At 65.5% G+C, this 17,626-nt stretch carries 17 protein-coding genes; 9 read left to right on the top strand and 8 right to left on the bottom strand.

Annotated elements, in window-relative coordinates; genetic code table 11:
• The first annotated feature begins 144 nt into the window (after positions 1 to 144).
• Entirely contained in the window at positions 145 to 420 is a 276-nt protein-coding gene (locus CH295_RS20220) for a helix-turn-helix domain-containing protein (protein WP_037193523.1), read from the top strand.
• A 160-nt stretch (positions 421 to 580) separates the two neighbouring features.
• Here the strand turns inward: CH295_RS20220 and CH295_RS20215 are convergent, their stop codons facing one another.
• Positions 581 to 997, bottom strand: a complete 417-nt coding sequence (locus CH295_RS20215) for a cytochrome c oxidase subunit 4 (protein ID WP_037192876.1) — start codon at positions 995 to 997, stop codon at positions 581 to 583.
• 18 nt (positions 998 to 1,015) lie between these two features.
• Positions 1,016 to 2,095, bottom strand: a complete 1,080-nt coding sequence (ctaC, locus tag CH295_RS20210; protein ID WP_037193526.1) for an aa3-type cytochrome oxidase subunit II — start codon at positions 2,093 to 2,095, stop codon at positions 1,016 to 1,018.
• 224 nt (positions 2,096 to 2,319) lie between these two features.
• On the opposite strand from ctaC, the gene asnB reads away from it, so the two are divergent.
• Complete coding sequence (gene asnB, locus CH295_RS20205; RefSeq protein WP_094741746.1) at positions 2,320 to 4,248, top strand: asparagine synthase (glutamine-hydrolyzing); 1,929 nt, start codon at positions 2,320 to 2,322, stop codon at positions 4,246 to 4,248.
• Positions 4,249 to 4,342: 94 nt separating this feature from the next.
• On the opposite strand, the gene CH295_RS20200 is transcribed toward asnB, so the two are convergent.
• From CH295_RS20200 to CH295_RS20190, 3 genes are all read right to left on the bottom strand, one after another.
• Positions 4,343 to 5,317 (bottom strand): carbohydrate kinase family protein, encoded by a 975-nt coding sequence (locus tag CH295_RS20200; RefSeq protein WP_094635465.1) that lies wholly within the window; start codon positions 5,315 to 5,317, stop codon positions 4,343 to 4,345.
• Between the two features lie 104 nt (positions 5,318 to 5,421).
• Positions 5,422 to 5,787, bottom strand: a complete 366-nt coding sequence (locus CH295_RS20195; RefSeq protein WP_037192882.1) for a HesB/IscA family protein — start codon at positions 5,785 to 5,787, stop codon at positions 5,422 to 5,424.
• 64 nt (positions 5,788 to 5,851) lie between these two features.
• The gene (locus tag CH295_RS20190; protein WP_094741745.1) at positions 5,852 to 6,925 is read right to left on the bottom strand and encodes a glycerate kinase family protein; all 1,074 of its coding nucleotides are present in this window, start codon (positions 6,923 to 6,925) and stop codon (positions 5,852 to 5,854) included.
• Positions 6,926 to 7,025: 100 nt separating this feature from the next.
• On the opposite strand from CH295_RS20190, the gene CH295_RS20185 reads away from it, so the two are divergent.
• The 4 genes from CH295_RS20185 to CH295_RS20170 are packed head-to-tail and all read left to right on the top strand — an operon-like array spanning position 7,026 to position 10,139.
• Entirely contained in the window at positions 7,026 to 7,685 is a 660-nt protein-coding gene (locus CH295_RS20185) for a DUF3043 domain-containing protein (protein ID WP_037192886.1), read from the top strand.
• A gap of 5 nt (positions 7,686 to 7,690) precedes the next feature.
• Positions 7,691 to 8,260 (top strand): bifunctional adenosylcobinamide kinase/adenosylcobinamide-phosphate guanylyltransferase, encoded by a 570-nt coding sequence (gene cobU / locus CH295_RS20180; RefSeq protein WP_037192888.1) that lies wholly within the window; start codon positions 7,691 to 7,693, stop codon positions 8,258 to 8,260.
• Positions 8,257 to 9,375 carry a nicotinate-nucleotide--dimethylbenzimidazole phosphoribosyltransferase gene (gene cobT, locus CH295_RS20175; protein ID WP_094741744.1) on the top strand — a complete coding sequence of 373 codons (1,119 nt, stop codon included), beginning with the start codon at positions 8,257 to 8,259 and terminating at the stop codon, positions 9,373 to 9,375. Before cobU ends, cobT begins: the two co-directional genes overlap by 4 nt.
• Positions 9,376 to 9,377: 2 nt before the next feature.
• A complete protein-coding gene (locus tag CH295_RS20170) occupies positions 9,378 to 10,139 on the top strand; it encodes an adenosylcobinamide-GDP ribazoletransferase (RefSeq protein ID WP_094741743.1) in 762 nt (253 codons plus the stop codon).
• Here the strand turns inward: CH295_RS20170 and CH295_RS20165 are convergent.
• Positions 10,136 to 11,239 carry a branched-chain amino acid aminotransferase gene (locus CH295_RS20165; RefSeq protein WP_037192897.1) on the bottom strand — a complete coding sequence of 368 codons (1,104 nt, stop codon included), beginning with the start codon at positions 11,237 to 11,239 and terminating at the stop codon, positions 10,136 to 10,138. The genes CH295_RS20170 and CH295_RS20165 overlap by 4 nt on opposite strands.
• A 41-nt stretch (positions 11,240 to 11,280) precedes the next feature.
• The gene (gene gcvT / locus CH295_RS20160; protein WP_094741742.1) at positions 11,281 to 12,381 is read right to left on the bottom strand and encodes a glycine cleavage system aminomethyltransferase GcvT; all 1,101 of its coding nucleotides are present in this window, start codon (positions 12,379 to 12,381) and stop codon (positions 11,281 to 11,283) included.
• A 117-nt stretch (positions 12,382 to 12,498) separates the two neighbouring features.
• On the opposite strand from gcvT, the gene CH295_RS20155 reads away from it, so the two are divergent.
• Positions 12,499 to 14,022: a leucyl aminopeptidase gene (locus CH295_RS20155; RefSeq protein ID WP_094741741.1), complete on the top strand. Its 1,524-nt coding sequence runs from the start codon at positions 12,499 to 12,501 to the stop codon at positions 14,020 to 14,022.
• A gap of 48 nt (positions 14,023 to 14,070) precedes the next feature.
• On the opposite strand, the gene CH295_RS20150 is transcribed toward CH295_RS20155, so the two are convergent.
• Positions 14,071 to 14,412 carry an oxidoreductase gene (locus tag CH295_RS20150; protein ID WP_094741740.1) on the bottom strand — a complete coding sequence of 114 codons (342 nt, stop codon included), beginning with the start codon at positions 14,410 to 14,412 and terminating at the stop codon, positions 14,071 to 14,073.
• A 377-nt stretch (positions 14,413 to 14,789) separates the two neighbouring features.
• On the opposite strand from CH295_RS20150, the gene sucB reads away from it, so the two are divergent.
• Positions 14,790 to 16,568 (top strand): 2-oxoglutarate dehydrogenase, E2 component, dihydrolipoamide succinyltransferase, encoded by a 1,779-nt coding sequence (gene sucB, locus CH295_RS20145; protein WP_094741739.1) that lies wholly within the window; start codon positions 14,790 to 14,792, stop codon positions 16,566 to 16,568.
• Between the two features lie 149 nt (positions 16,569 to 16,717).
• Positions 16,718 to 17,608 (top strand): TIGR01777 family oxidoreductase, encoded by an 891-nt coding sequence (locus tag CH295_RS20140; RefSeq protein WP_037192907.1) that lies wholly within the window; start codon positions 16,718 to 16,720, stop codon positions 17,606 to 17,608.
• Positions 17,609 to 17,626 lie beyond the last annotated feature (18 nt).

Raw genomic sequence — 17,626 nt, 5'->3', positions numbered from 1 at the left:
GAAGCCTTCGCTACAGGACGGCTCCACACCGGCGAAGGTCCTGCCGGCCCCTCCCCTCCCCCACCGGGCGGATGACCCACCGACCCGGTGTGCCGACCGTTCTCGGCTCAGGTGCTTGCGAACACCGGTATTACTATCGGTGTCATGGTTCGCATTCCCCTCACCCCCGGCGAACTCGCCCGAGGTGCCAGGCTCGGCTCTGCTCTCCGTCATGCCCGTGGTGGTCGAACCATGACCGACGTCGCGGATGCGGCCGGTATCTCGGTCGAGACTCTGAGGAAGATCGAGACCGGCAGAATTCCGACGCCGGCGTTCTTCACCGTCGCCGCATTGTGCGGTGCGCTGAACATCTCCCTCGATTCGCTCGCCGATTCGACGTCCAGCTCCGTCCGGTCCCACTCGGAGGCCGACGTCTCCTGACGGCCCCACCTCGTTCAGCTCTCCCGTTCATCTGCGCCGGTTCACACCCCACTGCGCCGTGAGCCGATCATCCCGTCCTTGCCTGTGCCCCGGACAGCAGAAAAGGGCCCCGGTCGCTCGTGAGAACGACCGGGGCCCTTTCCGGGTGTAGCTGGTGGAGTCAGTGGCGCTCGGCACCCACGTGGTACTCGAAGACCAAACCTGCGGCCGCAGCGATGACGCACACGACGCCCAGGGCGATGAGCCACGGCTGGAAGAACGCGAATCCGATGGCGGTGACGGATGCCGCTGCTGCCAGCACGATCGGCCAGAAGCTGCCGGGGCTGAAGAAGCCGAGGTCGCCTGCGCCGTCGCTCACCTCGGCGTCGTCGAAGTCCTCGGGGCGCGTGTCCAGGCGTCGGGCGACGAACCTGAAGTAGGTACCGATGATCAAGGTCAGACCCACCGACAGGAAGATCGCGGTGACTCCGGCCCACTCGACTCCTGTGCGGCTCAGGCCCGTGAACAACGTGTACACGATGCCGACCAGGAGAAAGAAGACAGTGAGGATTTCGAAGATCTTGGCTTCGATTTTCATATCAGCATGCTTCCTTGGTCAGTTGCCTTCAGCGACAGCGGCTGTTCGGACGGTGCGGTCGGTCGAGAACGGCGCGGTGCTCGTTGCGACGGGGCTCTCGCCGATGGCTTCGAGCGCCTGCGCATTGGTCAGCGCTTCTCCGCCTTCGGACAGGGGCTTGCGAAGTTCGATGTACTGCTCGAACCGCTCCGGAGACACGGCACGCACCTCGAAGTTCATCATCGAGTGGAAGGTGCCACACATCTCGGTGCACCGTCCGACGAAGGAGCCTTCGCGTTCGATTTCGCTGATCTGGAACACGTTGTCGGAGTGGTTCTCCTCGGGGTTCGGGAGAACGTCACGCTTGAACAGGAATTCCGGGACCCAGAATCCGTGGATGACGTCCGAGGACGCGAGCACGAATTCGATGCGCTTGCCGGTGGGCAGAACCAGGACGGGGATCTCTTCGCTGGAGCCGACCGTTTCGATCTTGTTGTAGTGCAGGTACGACAGGTCCTGCGTGGATGCTCCGTTGATCGGGCCCGGAACGAACTCGCCGTCCTCGCTGCCCTCGGCACCTTCGCCCGGGGTGGCGGCGGCCTCGGCGGCAGCCTGCTCTTCCTCGTCGGTGCCCTCGTACTTGGCGGCACCGTCCTTGAGGTCGATGGTCCGGTATCCGAACTTCCAGTTCCACTGGTACGCCGTGACATCCACCTGGACGTCGGGATCGGCCTGCTTCTCGTCGACGTAGTTCTGCACCACCACGGTGAAGTAGAACAGGACGGCGATGATCACGAACGGAACCGCTGTGTAGAACAGCTCGAGCGGAACGTTGTACGCCGTCTGGCGGGGGAACTCCGGTGAGCTCTTCTTCTTACGGTGGAACAGCACCACCCAGAAGATCAGAACCCACACGATGATGCCCATGACCAGGGCGGCAATGACCGACCACGTCCACAGGTCGCCGATGCGTCGCCCCTGAGGGGTGACGCCCGAGGCGAAACCGAAATTGAGTACGTTGTCGCTGCTGATGGAACAGCCCGACAGCATCAACGCGGCTACACCGAGAAATGCTGTCAGCCCCGCTCGCCGAAGGATCCGACTCTGCGCCACGTTCACGCCTTCCTGATTGCCCACCACTGAAGAATAAGGGCTTCCACATGGAGATGCCCGAGTACTACGCAGCGTAGACCAAAGCCCGAGGAGAACCACCCTTGGGTCGTTACCTACGTCCGAGCGTGTCTGCGGCATACTCGGTTCCTGATCTACAGTCCCGCTGACGACACTCGCGGAGACCAGGACCCCTGCACTGTCCCCAACTGCGAGAAGAGGTAGCAGACGCCGTGTGTGGACTGCTCGGAGTACTCACGTCTCACGGAACGACCGCCGCCGGAGTCGAACTCGTCGCTTCGGCGACACACTGCATGCGACACCGTGGCCCGGACGAACCCGGTGGCACCTGGCACGACGACGACGTCGTCTACGGCTTCAATCGGTTGTCCTTCATCGACATCGAACACTCCCATCAGCCGATGCGTTGGGGTCCGCCGGAATCACCGAACCGGTACGCGCTCGTCTTCAACGGCGAGATCTACAACTATCTGGAACTGCGCGCAGAACTTGCACGCGACCACGGTGCCGAGTTCACCACCGAAGGTGACAGCGAGTCGATCGTCGCGGCGTTCCACTACTGGGGCGCTGCCGCCGTGCAGCGACTGCGAGGCATGTTCGCGTTCGCCGTATGGGACACCGAGACTCGCGAGATGTTCATCGCACGCGATCCCTTCGGCATCAAGCCGCTGTTCCTGGCCACCGGTCCGGGCGGCACCGCGTTCGGCAGCGAGAAGAAGAGCGTGCTCGAGCTGATGGATCTGCTCGGCGTCGACGCCGATCTCGATCCTCGCGCGATTGAGCACTACACGGTGCTGCAGTACGTCCCGGAGCCCGAAACCCTGCACGCAGGCGTTCGCCGGCTCGAATCCGGTTGCTACGCCACCCTCTCCCCCGGTACCTCGCCGAAGGTCACCCGCTACTTCACCCCGAAGTTTCCGGTGCAGCCCTTCGCACCCGGCAGCGAGAAGGCGCGGTACCAGGAAATCGCCGAGGCACTCGAGGACTCGGTTGCCAAACACATGCGTGCCGACGTCACCGTCGGCTCGTTCCTCTCGGGCGGCATCGACTCGACGGCCATCGCGGCTCTGGCGATTCGTCACAATCCCGACCTGATCACGTTCACCACCGGATTCGAGCGCGACGGCTACTCGGAGGTCGACGTGGCAGCGGAGTCCGCGGCCGCAATCGGTGCCCGGCACATCGTGAAGGTCGTCGGGCCGGAAGAGTTCGCGGCGTCCATCCCCGAGATCGTCTGGTATCTGGACGATCCCGTGGCCGACCCCGCGTTGGTGCCGCTGTACTTCGTCGCCAAGGAAGCACGCAAGCACGTGAAGGTCGTGCTCTCAGGTGAAGGTGCGGACGAATTGTTCGGTGGCTACACCATCTACCGCGAACCGCTGTCGTTGAAGCCGTTCGAGTCGCTTCCCGCCTTCCTTCGACGTGCAGCCGGCTCGTTGAGCGAGCGAATCCCGGAGGGCACGCGCGGCAAGAGCCTGCTCAACCGTGGATCGATGACTCTCGAAGAGCGGTACTACGGCAACGCTCGCAGCTTCAACGACGCGCAGTTGCGATCCGTGCTGCGCGAGTTCCGATCCGAGTGGACTCATCAGGACGTCACCGCGCCGATCTATGCGCAGTCGCAGGGCTGGGATCCGGTTGCTCGGATGCAGCATCTGGATCTGTTCACCTGGCTGCGCGGCGACATTCTGGTCAAGGCCGACAAGATCACCATGGCGAACTCACTCGAGCTGCGAGTTCCGTTCCTGGACTCCGAGGTCTACAAGGTCGCCGAGAAGCTTCCGCTCGAGCAGAAGATCACCAAGAGCACCACCAAGTACGCACTGCGCCAGGCGCTGGAGGGAATCGTTCCCGGTCACGTGCTGCACCGCGCCAAGCTGGGATTCCCCGTGCCACTGCGCCATTGGCTGCGCGGCCCGGAACTCTTCGACTGGGCGCACCAGCAGATCGCCGATTCGCAGACCGACCACCTGCTGAACAAGGCCGCCGTCGTCGCAATGCTCGACGACCACCGCGCCGGCAAGTCCGATCACAGCCGACGACTGTGGACGCTGCTGATCTTCATGGTGTGGCACGGCATCTTCGTCGAGAAGCGCATCGTGCCGCAGATCGCCGAACCCGAGTATCCGGTCAACATCTGACCTGGACGACCGTCCCCGGCGGATCAATGCGACTTTCGGTCACTCGGAGTGCAACAAAGCCACATTGATCCGGCGGGCGAACGAACAACCTCGATCAGGCGGGGAGCAATGCCCCGATCTCCTCGCCCGCGTCGGCACCGTAGGCCGCGGTCAGACGCTTGATGGCGTCGTCGCGGTTGAGATCCCACTCCTGAGTGCCGGTGGTCTCGAGTACCAGCACGGCCACGAGCGAACCGAGCTGCGCTGCACGTTCGATGCTGGCTCCGGCCATGTGCGCGGTGAGGAAACCTGCTCGGAAACCGTCGCCGACACCGGTCGGGTCGACCTTGCTCGTCTCGGGTACGACACCGATGTGAGTGTGTTCGCCGCCCTTGGCGACGATGTCGACGCCCCGCTTACCCAGGGTGGTGACACGCAGATCCACCTTCGCGGCGATATCTGCGTCGGACATTCCGGTCTTCTGCTTGAGAAGCGCCCATTCGTACTCGTTGGTGAACAGGTACGCGGCACCGTCGATCAAGTCGGTTGCCTGCGCGGCGTCGAGCCGGGCGAGCTGCTGTGACGGGTCGGCCGCGAACGGGATGCCGGCAGCGCGGCACTGCGCCGTGTGCGCCGTCATGGCGTCGGGGTCGTTGGCACCGATCAGAACCAGGTCCATCGAGTGCTGCGCTGCCAGTGCCTCGATGGAAATATCACGGGCCTCGCTCATCGCTCCGGGGTAGAACGACGCGATCTGCGCCATGTCCTCGTCCGTGGTGCAGACGAAGCGGGCCGTGTGCGCGGTAGCGGACACGCTCACACCACTGCAGTCGACTCCGTGCTCTTCGAGCCAGCTCCGATATTCGGAGAAGTCCGGTCCCACAGCTCCGACGAGCAGTGGCGCACCGCCGAGCACTCCGAGTGCGTATGCGATGTTGCCGCCGACGCCGCCCTTGCGGATGACCAGATCGTCCACCAAAAAGCTCAACGAGATGTTCGAGAGCTGGTCGGCGACGATCTGCTCGGCGAACCGTCCGGAGAATCGCATCAGATGGTCGGTCGCTATCGAGCCGGATACCGCGAGAGTCACGAAGGAGGGCCTTTCGGTTCGGAAATGCTGGGGTGTTGACAGGCAGACACCACTGTGACCGATACACGCGTGCGTGTACCGGTCACAGTCGAGAACGAGTCAGCTCAGTTGAACGAGTCGCCGCACGCGCACGATCCCGTGGCGTTCGGGTTGTCGATCGTGAAGCCCTGCTTCTCGATCGTGTCCACGAAGTCGATGGATGCACCCTCCACGTAGGGAGCGCTCATCCGGTCCACCGCGAGGGTGACGCCGTTGAAGTCGACCGCGAGGTCGCCGTCGAGGCTTCGGTCGTCGAAGAAGAGCTGGTAGCGCAGTCCTGCGCAACCACCTGGCTGCACGGCGATGCGCAGAGCGAGGTCGTCGCGGCCTTCTTGATCCAGCAACGCCTTGGCCTTGGTCGATGCGGTCTCCGTCATGGTGACCTTGTGCGCCGTGGTTTCGGTCGTTGTGGTCTCATTCGAAACGGTCATGGGCTCTCCCTATCAGTCGTACAACCCGTGAATTACTCAACCGTACTCCCGGTGGCTCTATTCCTCACGCTCGCCGCCTCGGTTCGACCGAGGTTTCGGCAACGTCGGCCGCGACGCGCGCGGCCAGCTGTTCGAGCTGGTTCGCCGCGTCGGACATCGCCAGCTCCACCGATCCCGCGAACTCACTGATCGAATGCGCTGACGAGATACCCGCCGAGGCCAGTTCGTCCTCGGACAAGGTGACCTGTCCCGCCAGCACGATCGTGTCGATCCCGGTCGCGCCGCCCGCGGCAGCGATTCTGGTCACCAGCTTCCCTCGCAGCGATTGCGAGTCGAATTTGCCCTCACCGGTCAGAACCAGGTCGACGGAGTCCAGAAGTTCTTGCTGACCGGTCCGTTCGGCCACCACGACGGCACCGGGAAGCTGCCTGCCGCCGAGTGCGAACAGAGCGGCTCCCAGTCCGCCTGCGGCTCCGGCGCCGGCACGATCTGCCACGTCGTAACCGGCGGCAGCGAGCACTGCGGCCCAATCGGTGTTGAACTCCTCCAGCCGAGCGACGGTGTCCGCGTCGGCACCCTTCTGCGGGCCGAACACGCGGGCTGCACCGGTATCGCCCAGCAGCGGGTTCTCCACGTCCGACGCGGCGACGAGGTCGATGTCCGACAACCGCGCGACTGCCGCGCCGAGTCCGCCCAATGCACGAATCATCGCGCGCCCGCCGTCGGTGCAGCTGCTTCCGCCGAGTCCGACGAACACCGTACGAGCGCCTGCATCGAGGGCGGCGTCGAGAAGCTGGCCGACGCCGTAGCTGCTTGCCTTCAGGGCAGACAGTGTGGTGGGCGGGCCGCCGAGCAGATGCAGACCGCAGGCCTGGGCCGATTCGATGTACGCCGCCGTACCGTCGAGCAGCCAGTGGGCTCGGACCGGGTTGCCGAGTGGCCCGTCGACGTCCGCGGAGTGCACGGTGCCGATGCGCGAGGCCAGGACCTCGACGAAGCCGGGGCCGCCGTCGGATTGGGGCGCGAGTTCGAGTCGATCGTTCTCACGAACCGAGGCCCATCCCCTGGCGATGGCCTCCGCCGCGGCCGCGGCAGTCAGGGTGTCTCCGAACGAATCCGGCGCAATCATCACTCGCATCGTCGGAAGTCTAGGGCTGCAGCGCCGGAACGGCATCCGCTGTTTCGCCGCTGACCTGGCCGGTGTTCGACACCGACGAGTCATCCCATACTCTGAGTGCGTGAAGCTGCTACGCCGTGGAAACTCTGACAATTCGGACGGAAACGACTCGAACGAATCCGAGTCGACGACGGCCGGGAGCGACGCGACCACTTCGGTGTCTCTCGGCAAGGGCCGACCGACCCCCAAGCGCCGTGACGCCGAGGCCCGGCGTCGCGGACCGGTTGCTCCTGCTCCGCTGACGAGCAAAGAGGCACGCGAGCGTCGCAAGGCGAACAAGGGCAGCAAGGAAGATCGCAAGGCCGCGTCCAACGAGCGACGCGCCGCCGCAGCCGAACGACGCGCACGCATGCTTGCGGGCGACGACAAGTACCTGCTCCCGCGAGACAAGGGTCCGGTCCGCGCCTACGTGCGCGACATCGTCGACGCGCGGCGCAACCTCGTTGGTCTGTTCATGCCACTCGCGCTGATCCTGATCTTCGCGTTGTTCCTGCAGCCTCAGGTGCAGCAATACGTCACCCTCGGCATGTTCGTCATGATGCTCTTCATGGTCGGCGAGGGCGTCTACCTCGGCAAGATGATCAACAACAAGATTCGGGTGCGGTTCCCCGAGACCACCGACGGCGGTTTCAAGATCGGCTGGTACGCCTTCGTTCGTGCGTCCCAGATCCGCAAGATGCGCGCTCCCAAGCCGCGAGTCAGCGCCGGCGAGGCCGTCTGACGTCGGTGGGCGAACCGAGACGAACCCTCGTGCTCGGTGGAGCCAGATCCGGTAAGTCCGGGCACGCCGAGTCGCTTGCCCTTCTCGAGCCGGTTCGCTATCTCGCCACCGGTAGGCGCGACGCCACGGACGAGGACTGGCAGCTCCGCATCGACCGTCATCGCGCGTCGAGACCGACACATTGGTCCACTGTCGAAACCGTCGCAACACTGTCGGGAGTCCTGTCGCAGCCGTGGGACGGCACCACCGTCGTCGACGATCTCGGAACGTGGCTGACGGGAATGCTCGACGACGCGCAGGCGTGGGAGCTCCCCCGCGGCACCATCGCACCGGCTGTCGACAACCTGGTGGGGGCGGTCGCGGACTGCACCTCCACTCTCGTCTTGGTCAGTCCCGAGGTCGGCCTGTCCGTGGTGCCCGAATCCCGTTCCGGTCGCCTCTTCCGAGACGAGTTGGGCTTGCTCAATTCTCGGCTCGCAGCAGTGTGTGACAGGGTTCTGCTGGTCGTCGCGGGACTCGCGCTGACTCTCAAGGAACCTCCGGCGGACTTCATCACCGCGAAAGGCACAGTGTGACAATTCTTTCGGAAGAGAATTCGGCGTCATCGCCGTTCCGTCCGGTGACCGCTCCATCCGACTCGGCTCGATCGGCCGCCGCGGACCGGCAACGGGAATTGACCAAGCCTGCCGGCAGCCTCGGTCGCCTCGAGGCGCTCGGTGAGTGGATCGCCGCCTGCCAGGACACCTGCCCGCCGCGCTCTCTCGAACGAGTGCGAGTCGTCGTGTTCGCAGGCGATCACGGCGTCGCTGCGCACGGGGTCTCTGCGTACCCTCCCGAGGTGACGGCGCAGATGGTCGAGAACATCCGCGCCGGTGGTGCCGCGGTCAATGTGCTCGCCGATATCGCCGGTGCCGCGGTTCGGGTTGTCGACATCGCTGTCGACGCCGATACGGATTCCTCTGTGTCCGCGTTCAAGATTCGACGGTCCAGCGGATCGATCGACCGCGAGGACGCACTGACCGAGGACGAGGTTCTGGCCGCGATCGCCGCCGGAGCCGCCATCGCCGACGAAGAAGTGGACGGCGGCGCAGATCTTCTCATCGCAGGCGACATGGGTATCGGAAACACCACTCCTGCAACGGTATTGATCGCCACCCTGACCGACACCGAGCCGGTTGCCGCTGTCGGTCGCGGCACCGGAATCGACGATGCCGGGTGGATCAGGAAGACCGCAGCGATCCGGGACGCGATGCGTCGAGCACGACCGGTCGCGAAGAACCCAACCGATCTGCTGCGGGTCGCGGGCGGAGCCGACATCGCGGCCCTCGCCGGCTTTCTCGCCCAGGCCGCGCATCGGCGAACCCCCGTGATTCTGGACGGCCTGGTGGTGACAGCGGCCGCTCTGGTGGCCGAGGACGCGGCAGCCGGGGCACGCAGCTGGTGGGTTGCCGGGCATCGTTCGGCCGAGCCTGCCCATTCACTTGCGTTGCGGCACTTGCGTCTCGAGCCGATCGTGGAGTTGGAGATGCGCCTCGGGGAAGGCTCGGGTGCGCTGGCGGCGTTGCCTCTGGTTCGTGCGGGTGTCGGCACCCTGAATTCGATGGCCACCTTCGCCGACTCCGGTGTCAGTACCGGCGACAGCGAAGCCCGCAGCGATATCGAAGCCCACAGCAGTATCGAAGAGCACTGACGGTGCGCGGGCGAGCCGATGCACTGGTGCTCGCGTTCTCCTGGCTGACGGTGCTGCCTGTACGTGGCCCGGACGAGGTCGACAGGGACTCCGCCGGGCGCGCGATAGCGCTCGCTCCGATCGTCGGCATCGCCCTGGGCGCCATCAGCGCGATCATTCTGTGGGCATCGATGACGGCAGGCCTGTCTCCCCTGCTCGGCGGACTGATCGCCGTCGCGGCCACGGCACTGCTCACTCGGGGGATGCATCTCGACGGGTTGGCCGACACCGCAGACGGACTGGGCTGTTACGGACCTCCCGAGCGCGCGCGAGAAGTCATGAAGTCCGGCAGTGCCGGGCCGTTCGGAGTTGCGACCATCGCACTCGTTCTGGCGGTTCAGGCCGCGGGCCTGGGCCAGCTCGCGGAGCAGCAGCTGTGGTGGGCGATCGCTGTCCTGCCGGTGATCGGCCGGGTGTCGGTGGTGCTCGCCTGCCGCCGGGGCACGGCCGCGTCGTCTCCGAACGGTTTCGGTGCACTGGTCGCAGGCACGCAGTCGAACGTGACTCCAGCGCTGTGGGTGGTTGTCGCAGTAGCGATCTCGGTGTTCGCAGAGCCCGACCACCCGTGGCAGGGACCGCTGGTGGTCGTCGCCGTTCTGGTGCTCGGGACACTGGCCACTCGGCACTGCGTCCGACGCTTCGGCGGGCTCTCCGGCGACGTGCTCGGAGCCGGGATCGAGACCACCACCGCGCTGGCCGCGATCGGTCTGCTCGTGGGGAGCTAGCGGAGCGTCGTCATCCAGCCGTGCGTGTCGGCGAACGTTCCGCGCTGGATGCCGGTGAGCGTGTCACGCAGTGCGAGCGTGATCTCGCCCGGCTCGCCGCCTGCGATCTCGAACGTTCCCTCGGTGGACTTGACGCTGCCCACCGGTGTGATGACCGCTGCCGTGCCACATGCGAACACCTCGGTGATCTCACCCGAATCGGCACCCTTGCGCCACTCCTCGGTGGAGATCCGCCGCTCTTCGACGGGAATACCTGCATCCGTCGCCAGGGCCAGCAGCGAGTCACGGGTGATGCCGGGGAGGAGCGATCCGGACAGCGAGGGCGTCACCAGACGCGCGTCGGAGCCCGAGCCGAAGACGAAGAACAGGTTCATCCCGCCCATCTCCTCGACGTAGCGACGCTCGGTGGCGTCGAGCCACACCACCTGGTCGCATCCCTCGTCACTCGCCTGCGCCTGCGCGAGCAGTGACGCGGCGTAGTTGCCCGCGAACTTCGCCGCACCGGTTCCGCCCGGAGCCGCCCGGACGTACTCGGTGGACAGCCAGACGCTCACCGGCTTGACGCCGCGGGGGAAGTACGCGCCCGCGGGCGAGGCGATCAACATGTAGCGGTACGAGTCGGCGGGGCGCACACCGAGCCCGGCCTCGGTGGAGAACATGTACGGCCGGACGTACAGCGCGTCCTCGCCGCCGGCCGCGGGAACCCAGTCGTGGTCGAGTTCGAGAAGCTTCTCGATCGATCCGATGAACAGCTCGTCCGGCAACTCCGGCATCGCCAGACGGCGAGCCGAGGAGCGGAAACGCTCGGCGTTGGAGTCGACCCGAAAAGTCGAGAGGTCGCCGTTCGGCTGACGGTAGATCTTGAGTCCTTCGAAGATGGCCTGGCCGTAGTGCAGGACCATCGCTGCGGGGTCGAGTTCGATCGGACCGTACGGCGCGATCGTCGCATCGTGCCAACCGCTCTCACGGGTGTAGTCGATGTACACCATGTGGTCGGTGAAGTGTTTTCCGAAACCGGGTGCAGCGAGCACCGCGTCGCGCTCCGCGGCAGTGGCGGGCGAGGAATGCTGCACGTGCGTGAATTCGGAAACACCTGTCATGCCGGAGATCCTATCGTCAACGTCACCGAGCTCTCGCGCGGTCACCTGGTCTTCGCTGCGACGAACGGCGGCGCGACCACTTCGCAGCGCAACGCTCGCCCACGAACGTCGACCTCCACCTCCGTGCCCACCTCAGGAGCGGCTTCCGCGTCGAGCAGGGCGAGTGCGATTCCGATCTTGAGCGACGGCGAGAACGTGCCGGACGTCGTCGTTCCGATCTGCTGTCCCGAAGCCCTGACGGCGAGGCCGGGGCGCAGCACACCGCGTTCGAGGGCCTTCAGTCCGCGCAGCACTCGCGCCGGTCTGCTCGCCTTCTCGGTGGACAGGGCTTCCTTGCCCCAGAACGTGTCCTTCTTCCACCCGATCGCCCAGCCGCAGCGTGCCTCGAGCGGCGAGATGTCCAGCGCCAGTTCGTGTCCGTGCAACGGGTACCCCATCTCGGTGCGCAACGTGTCGCGTGCACCGAGCCCGCACACCTGCCCTCCACGCGATCGCACGGCAGCCATGAGTGCCCGGAAGAGCGGTTCCACATCTCCCGCAGGAGGAACGAGCTCGTAGCCGTGTTCGCCGGTGTATCCGGTCCGGCAGACGCGGACCGCCACCGAATTCCAGGTGGCGTCCTCGAATGCCATGTAGTCCATGTCGGTCGGCAGCCCCAGTTCCTGCAGGACCTCGGTCGATTTCGGTCCTTGCACGGCGAGCACTCCGAACTCACGATGCTGGTTCACCACCGAAACCCCGTCGGGTGCCTGCTCTGCCATCGCCGCGACGACCGCCGCCGTGTTGGCTGCGTTCGGCACCAGGAAGACGTCCTCGTCCGAGACGTAGTACGCGATCAGGTCGTCGACGACACCGCCGGATTCGGTGCAGCACAGGGTGTACTGCGCCTTGCCCGGTTCGATTCGGTTCAGATCGTTGGTGAGCACGGAGTTCACGAACGCAGCTGCTCCAGGTCCGGTCACCGACGCCTTGCCGAGATGCCCGACGTCGAAGAGGCCAACGGCCTCTCGCACTGCCGTGTGCTCGACGACGACACCGGCATACGACACCGGCATGGTCCAGCCGCCGAAAGGTGCGAATGTCGCGCCCAATTCGGTGTGCACGGCGTGAAGTGGTCCCTCGATCAGCTCGGTGTCGGTCATGGCGGTCACGCTAGCTCACATGGCGGCCGTTGCGGGCCCGGCAGACCGACTGCGTCCGGCGCCGAGTCGTCATTAGGATCGGGGTACGTACACGTCAACCCCTACAGGAGCAGCCACGTGCCTTCACCCTCGACGCCTTCCCGCACTCTCGGACCCGACCTGGTCCTCGCGGGCAAGCTCGGTAAGAAAGTCGACGTTCTCGTCGTCGCGCTGAGTACGAGTGACGACGGACTCGAACTCGCCATCACCGACGACATTTCCGACGACGCCGTCGCCGCAGCGCTGCTGGACTCTTTCGAGTCCGTCGGCGCCACCGGCAAGGCCGACGAGCTGGTGCGCATTCCGGCACCGCCCGGCCTGTCCGTGGACAGCGTGCTGGCGGTCGGCCTCGGCAGTGCAGCCGACATCGACAGCGAGCGCATCCGCCAGTCGGCCGGAACCGCAGCTCGTGCGCTGAAAGGCGTCGATACGGCCGCAACGACGCTGTCGGCACTCGACCTCGGTGCGGCCGCTGAAGGCTTCTTTCTCGGCGCATATCAGTTCACCGAGTTCAAGTCGGCCTTGTCGGCACCGAAGTCCGACGCGCTTCCCCTCGCCCGCGTCGAGTTGCTCGTTCCCGACACCCGCTCCAAGGACGCCAAGAACGAGCTGGCACGATCGCTCGCCATCGCCGAATCCGTCGCCGTAGCGCGCGATTTCGTCAACACCCCGCCGAGCCACCTCTACCCGGAGGAGTTCGCGGCGCAGGCCAAGGCCCTGGGTACGGCTGCGGGCCTGAAGGTCGAGATCCTCGACGACAAGACACTGGAGAAGGACGGCTACGGCGGCATTCACGGCGTCGGCAAGGGTTCTTCTCGACTGCCGCGACTGGTCCGTCTGACGCATTCGGGCGGTAAGCGGGGCGCGAAGAAGGTCGCCCTGGTGGGCAAGGGAATCACGTTCGACACCGGCGGCATCTCCATCAAACCCGCTGCGGGCATGGAGAACATGACCTCGGACATGGGCGGCGCGGCTGCGGTCATCGCGACGGTGAGCCTGGCCGCGAAGGTCGGTCTGCCACTCGATGTCATCGCGACGGTGCCGATGGCCGAGAACATGCCGTCGGGCACTGCGCAGCGTCCGGGCGATGTCCTGACCCAGTACGGCGGCATCACCGTCGAGGTCATCAACACCGACGCCGAAGGCCGCTTGGTGTTGGCCGACGCGATCGTGCGCGCCTGCGAGGACGATCCGGATTACCTCATCGACACCGCGACACTGACCGGCGCTCAGGTGGTCGCACTCGGCAATCGAACTCCGGGGGTCATGGGTACCGAGGACTTCCGCGACCGCGTCGCCGAGATCTCTCAGGCCATCGGCGAAAACGCATGGGCGATGCCGTTGCCGAAGGAGATCCGACGCGAACTCGATTCCAAGGTGGCCGATCTGGCGAACGTCACCAACGGCCGGGCCGGTGGAATGCTGGCCGCCGCCCTGTTCTTGAAGGAATTCGTCGCCGACGGCGTCGAGTGGGCTCACATCGACGTCGCGGGTCCGGCGTACAACACCGGTGGCCCCTTCGGATACACCGGCAAGGGCGGCACCGGTGTTCCCGTGCGGACGATGTTCGCGGTCCTCGAGGACATCGTCGAGAACGGCTGATCGCGCTCGACCGTGCGTGCGGATCGTCGTCCGCACGCACGGGTGAGGTCAGAGATCGCGCTGCTGCTGCTCGCGCTTCCTGATGATCTTCTGGCGAGCGTCGTGGTCGCGCATGCGCTGGGGATACCCGGTCTTGCGGACGTCGTAGACCGGGATCTTCAGGTCGGGTCCGATCTTTCGTGCATATTTTTCATCGAGCGGCCGACGGGTCCATTCGCCGTCGTTCGCGACCAGTACGACGGTCAGCGGGGTGACCGTCGTCTTCGGCTCGACGTAGGCCTCGACACCGATTCGCGCCGCGGTCCAATCGGCCAGGTACTGGGCAACCGACCCCCCCGGGGCCCGTTTCGCGCCCCCGCCGCTGCGCTTGAGTCGATCGAACAATCCCACGAGAACATCCTTTTCGTACGGCCGATGGATCACCGGTTCTGGTGCCGGAATGTTGTTACCCGCCAGTTTGCCAGGCGTGTTGCACGCCCTAGGGGAACGGCGAGGCGATAACAATGGAAGGATGACATTAGAGGGTTCAGCTCTCTTGATAGTGAACCAAGGCTCGTGAAGTGAGTGAGTGAATTGCCGAGAGGGAGTGTCCACGTGGGCGCTGTGTCGAGCCGAACACGCTCGATCGGTGCCGTGTGCACCGGTGCCTCCGTCGAACCGAATCACGCAACTCTCGTCCATGAACCCTGTTCCGCCAGCACAATGGTCTGCGACCACAAGTCGTCGAACCACATCACCCGCATACAACTGTCGAGGAGTCAACAGACATGGCCTTCTCCGTCCAGATGCCAGCTCTTGGTGAGAGCGTCACCGAGGGAACTGTCACGAGGTGGCTCAAACAAGAAGGCGACACCGTCGAAGTCGACGAGCCATTGCTCGAAGTCTCCACGGACAAGGTCGATACCGAGATCCCGTCGCCTGCAGCCGGTGTCCTGACCAAGATCGTCGCTCAGGAAGACGACACCGTCGAGATCGGTGGCGAGCTCGCCCAGATCGGTGACGCAGGCGAGGCTCCCTCGTCCGATGCACCGGCCGAGGACGCAGCGCCCGCCGAGGAATCTGCACCCGAGGAAGCTGCCGAGGAGCCCACTCCCGCAGCCGAGCCCGAGCCGCAGGCCGAGGAGGAGGCACCCGCAGCGAGTGCATCGTCCGACTCGTCCGGATCCGGCACGCCGGTGACGATGCCCGAGTTGGGCGAGTCCGTCACCGAGGGCACCGTGACTCGGTGGCTCAAGGCTGTCGGTGACGAGGTTGCTGTCGACGAGCCGCTGCTCGAGGTGTCCACCGACAAGGTCGACACCGAGATCCCGTCTCCGGTCGCCGGAACTCTGCTCGAGATCTCCGCCGAGGAAGACGACACGGTCGCCGTCGGTGGCCAGCTCGCCGTCATCGGATCGGGATCGCCGGCCGAGAAGGCCCCCGAGCCCGAGGCCACCCCGGAGCCCGAGGCTCCGAAGGCCGAAGAGCCGAAGAAGGAAGAGCCCAAGAAGGAAGAGGCTCCCAAGCAGGAAGCTCCGAAGGCCGAGCCGAAGGCCGAGCCCAAGCAGGAGGCTCCCAAGGCAGCTCCCGCCAAGGAGTCGGCACCCTCGGGTGATTCCAGCCCGTACGTCACTCCCCTGGTGCGCAAGCTGGCGTCGGACAACGACGTCGACCTGTCGACCGTGAAGGGCACCGGTGTCGGTGGACGCATCCGCAAGCAGGATGTGCTCGCCGCAGCCGAGGCCAAGAAGGCTCCGGCCGCTCCGGCCGCCGCTGCTGCGCCCGCCGCCGCATCGAAGCCCGCTGCCCCGGCCACCGCAGGTGTTCGTCCGGAGCTCGCGCATCTTCGCGGAACCACGCAGAAGATCAACCGGATTCGGCAGATCACCGCGAAGAAGACGCGTGAGTCGCTGCAGACGTCTGCACAGCTCACGCAGACCTTCGAGGTCGACGTGACGAAGATCGCCGGTCTGCGGACCAAGGCGAAGGCGAAGTTCGCCGAGAACGAGGGCGTCAACCTGACGTACCTGCCGTTCTTCGCGAAGGCGGTCGTGGAGGCTCTCAAGGCGCACCCCAACGTCAACGCGAGCATCAACGAGGACGCCAAGGAGATCACGTACCACGCCGATGTCCACCTCGGTATCGCCGTGGACACCGAGCAGGGTCTGCTCTCCCCCGTCATCCACAATGCGGGCGACCTGTCGCTCGCCGGACTGGCTCGGGCGATCAACGACATCGCCTCCCGTGCACGCTCGGGCGGACTGAAGCCCGACGAGCTGTCCGGTGGCACGTTCACCATCACCAACATCGGCAGCCAGGGCGCGCTGTTCGACACCCCGATCCTGGTTCCGCCACAGGCGGCCATGCTGGGCACGGGTGCGATCGTCAAGCGTCCGGTCGTCGTCAAGGACGACTCGGGCAACGAGTCGATCGGTGTTCGCTCGATGTGCTACCTGCCGCTCACCTACGACCACCGTCTGGTGGACGGAGCCGACGCCGGACGCTTCCTGACGACGATCAAGCAGCGTCTCGAAGTGGCGTCGTTCGAGGCCGATCTCGGCCTGTAGGCAACCGGCGAATCGCGCCTCTCACGTATTCTCGTGAGAGCGCGAAACATTCGCATCGGAGTCTCGACAAGAGGGGCACGAACCGTGCATCCGGGGCATCATTCGTTCGCGAATGGTGCCCCGTTTGCGTCAAGGAGGCTTTCGTTCACATGCGCGTAGTCATTGCAGGTTCATCGGGTTTGATCGGCACTGCCCTGGTCGCAGCGCTGCGGGGTCGTAGCCACGACGTCACCCGCCTGGTTCGGAGATCGCCGGCGGGGCCGGACGAGTCGCAGTGGGATCCGTCGCGCGGGAGCATCGACGCGGCCGCGCTCGATGGTGCCGACGCGATCGTCAACCTCTGTGGTGTCGGAATCGGCGACAAGAGGTGGTCCGGTGCGTACAAGCAGCTGGTGCGAGACAGTCGCATCGCTCCCACCGAGGTTCTCGCCGGGGCTGCCGCCGACGCGGGTGTACCCACCCTGATCAATGCCAGCGGCGTCAACTTCTACGGCGACACGGGCGATCGAGTGGTCGACGAGACGGCTCCCGTCGGTGACGGATTTCTGGCCGAGGTCTGTCGCGATTGGGAGAATGCCACGACAGCGGCGTCGGAAGCCGGTGTCCGCACGATCATGCTGCGCAGCGGTGTCGTGCTGTCGCAGCGCGGCGGAATGTTGGGCAAGCTTCGCCCGCTGTATCTGTTCGCCCTCGGCGGGCGGCTCGGCAGTGGACGCCAGTACTTCCCGTGGATTTCCTTGGAAGACGAGATCGGTGCCATCGTCCACGGTATCGAGAACGACTCCCTGCGTGGACCGGTCAACATGGTCGGTCCAACTCCGGTGACCAACGCACAGTTCAACAGCGCGATGTCGCGCGCGGTGCACCGTCCGGCACCCTGGGTCGTCCCCGGCTTCGCGCTGAAGGCCGTCATCGGCGAGTTCGCCGAGGAAGCCATTCTCACCGGCCCACGCGCCATTCCGAAAGCCCTGGAGGACGCGGGCTACACGTTCGAGCACAACACCGTGGGAGAGGCACTGCGGGTGGCTGTGGGTGGCTGACGCGGCGTACCGTTCCGA

Origin of the sequence: Rhodococcus sp. 14-2483-1-2, assembly GCF_002259405.1 — a bacterium.
In the GTDB taxonomy this organism is placed as follows: Bacteria; Actinomycetota; Actinomycetes; order Mycobacteriales; family Mycobacteriaceae; genus Rhodococcoides.
This window is presented reverse-complemented; position numbering and strand designations above follow the sequence as displayed.

Bases quoted from the DNA above. Each gene is read 5' to 3' on its own strand.
- CH295_RS20195 (WP_037192882.1), bottom strand. From the start codon at position 5,787: ATGACCGTTTCGAATGAGACCACAACGACCGAAACCACGGCGCACAAG.
- CH295_RS20190 (WP_094741745.1), bottom strand. From the start codon at position 6,925: ATGCGAGTGATGATTGCGCCGGATTCGTTCGGAGACACCCTGACTGCC.
- CH295_RS20215 (WP_037192876.1), bottom strand. From the start codon at position 997: ATGAAAATCGAAGCCAAGATCTTCGAAATCCTCACTGTCTTCTTTCTC.
- CH295_RS20140 (WP_037192907.1), top strand. From the start codon at position 16,718: ATGCGCGTAGTCATTGCAGGTTCATCGGGTTTGATCGGCACTGCCCTG.
- CH295_RS20220 (WP_037193523.1), top strand. From the start codon at position 145: ATGGTTCGCATTCCCCTCACCCCCGGCGAACTCGCCCGAGGTGCCAGG.
- CH295_RS20165 (WP_037192897.1), bottom strand. From the start codon at position 11,239: ATGACAGGTGTTTCCGAATTCACGCACGTGCAGCATTCCTCGCCCGCC.
- sucB (WP_094741739.1), top strand. From the start codon at position 14,790: ATGGCCTTCTCCGTCCAGATGCCAGCTCTTGGTGAGAGCGTCACCGAG.
- gcvT (WP_094741742.1), bottom strand. From the start codon at position 12,381: ATGACCGACACCGAGCTGATCGAGGGACCACTTCACGCCGTGCACACC.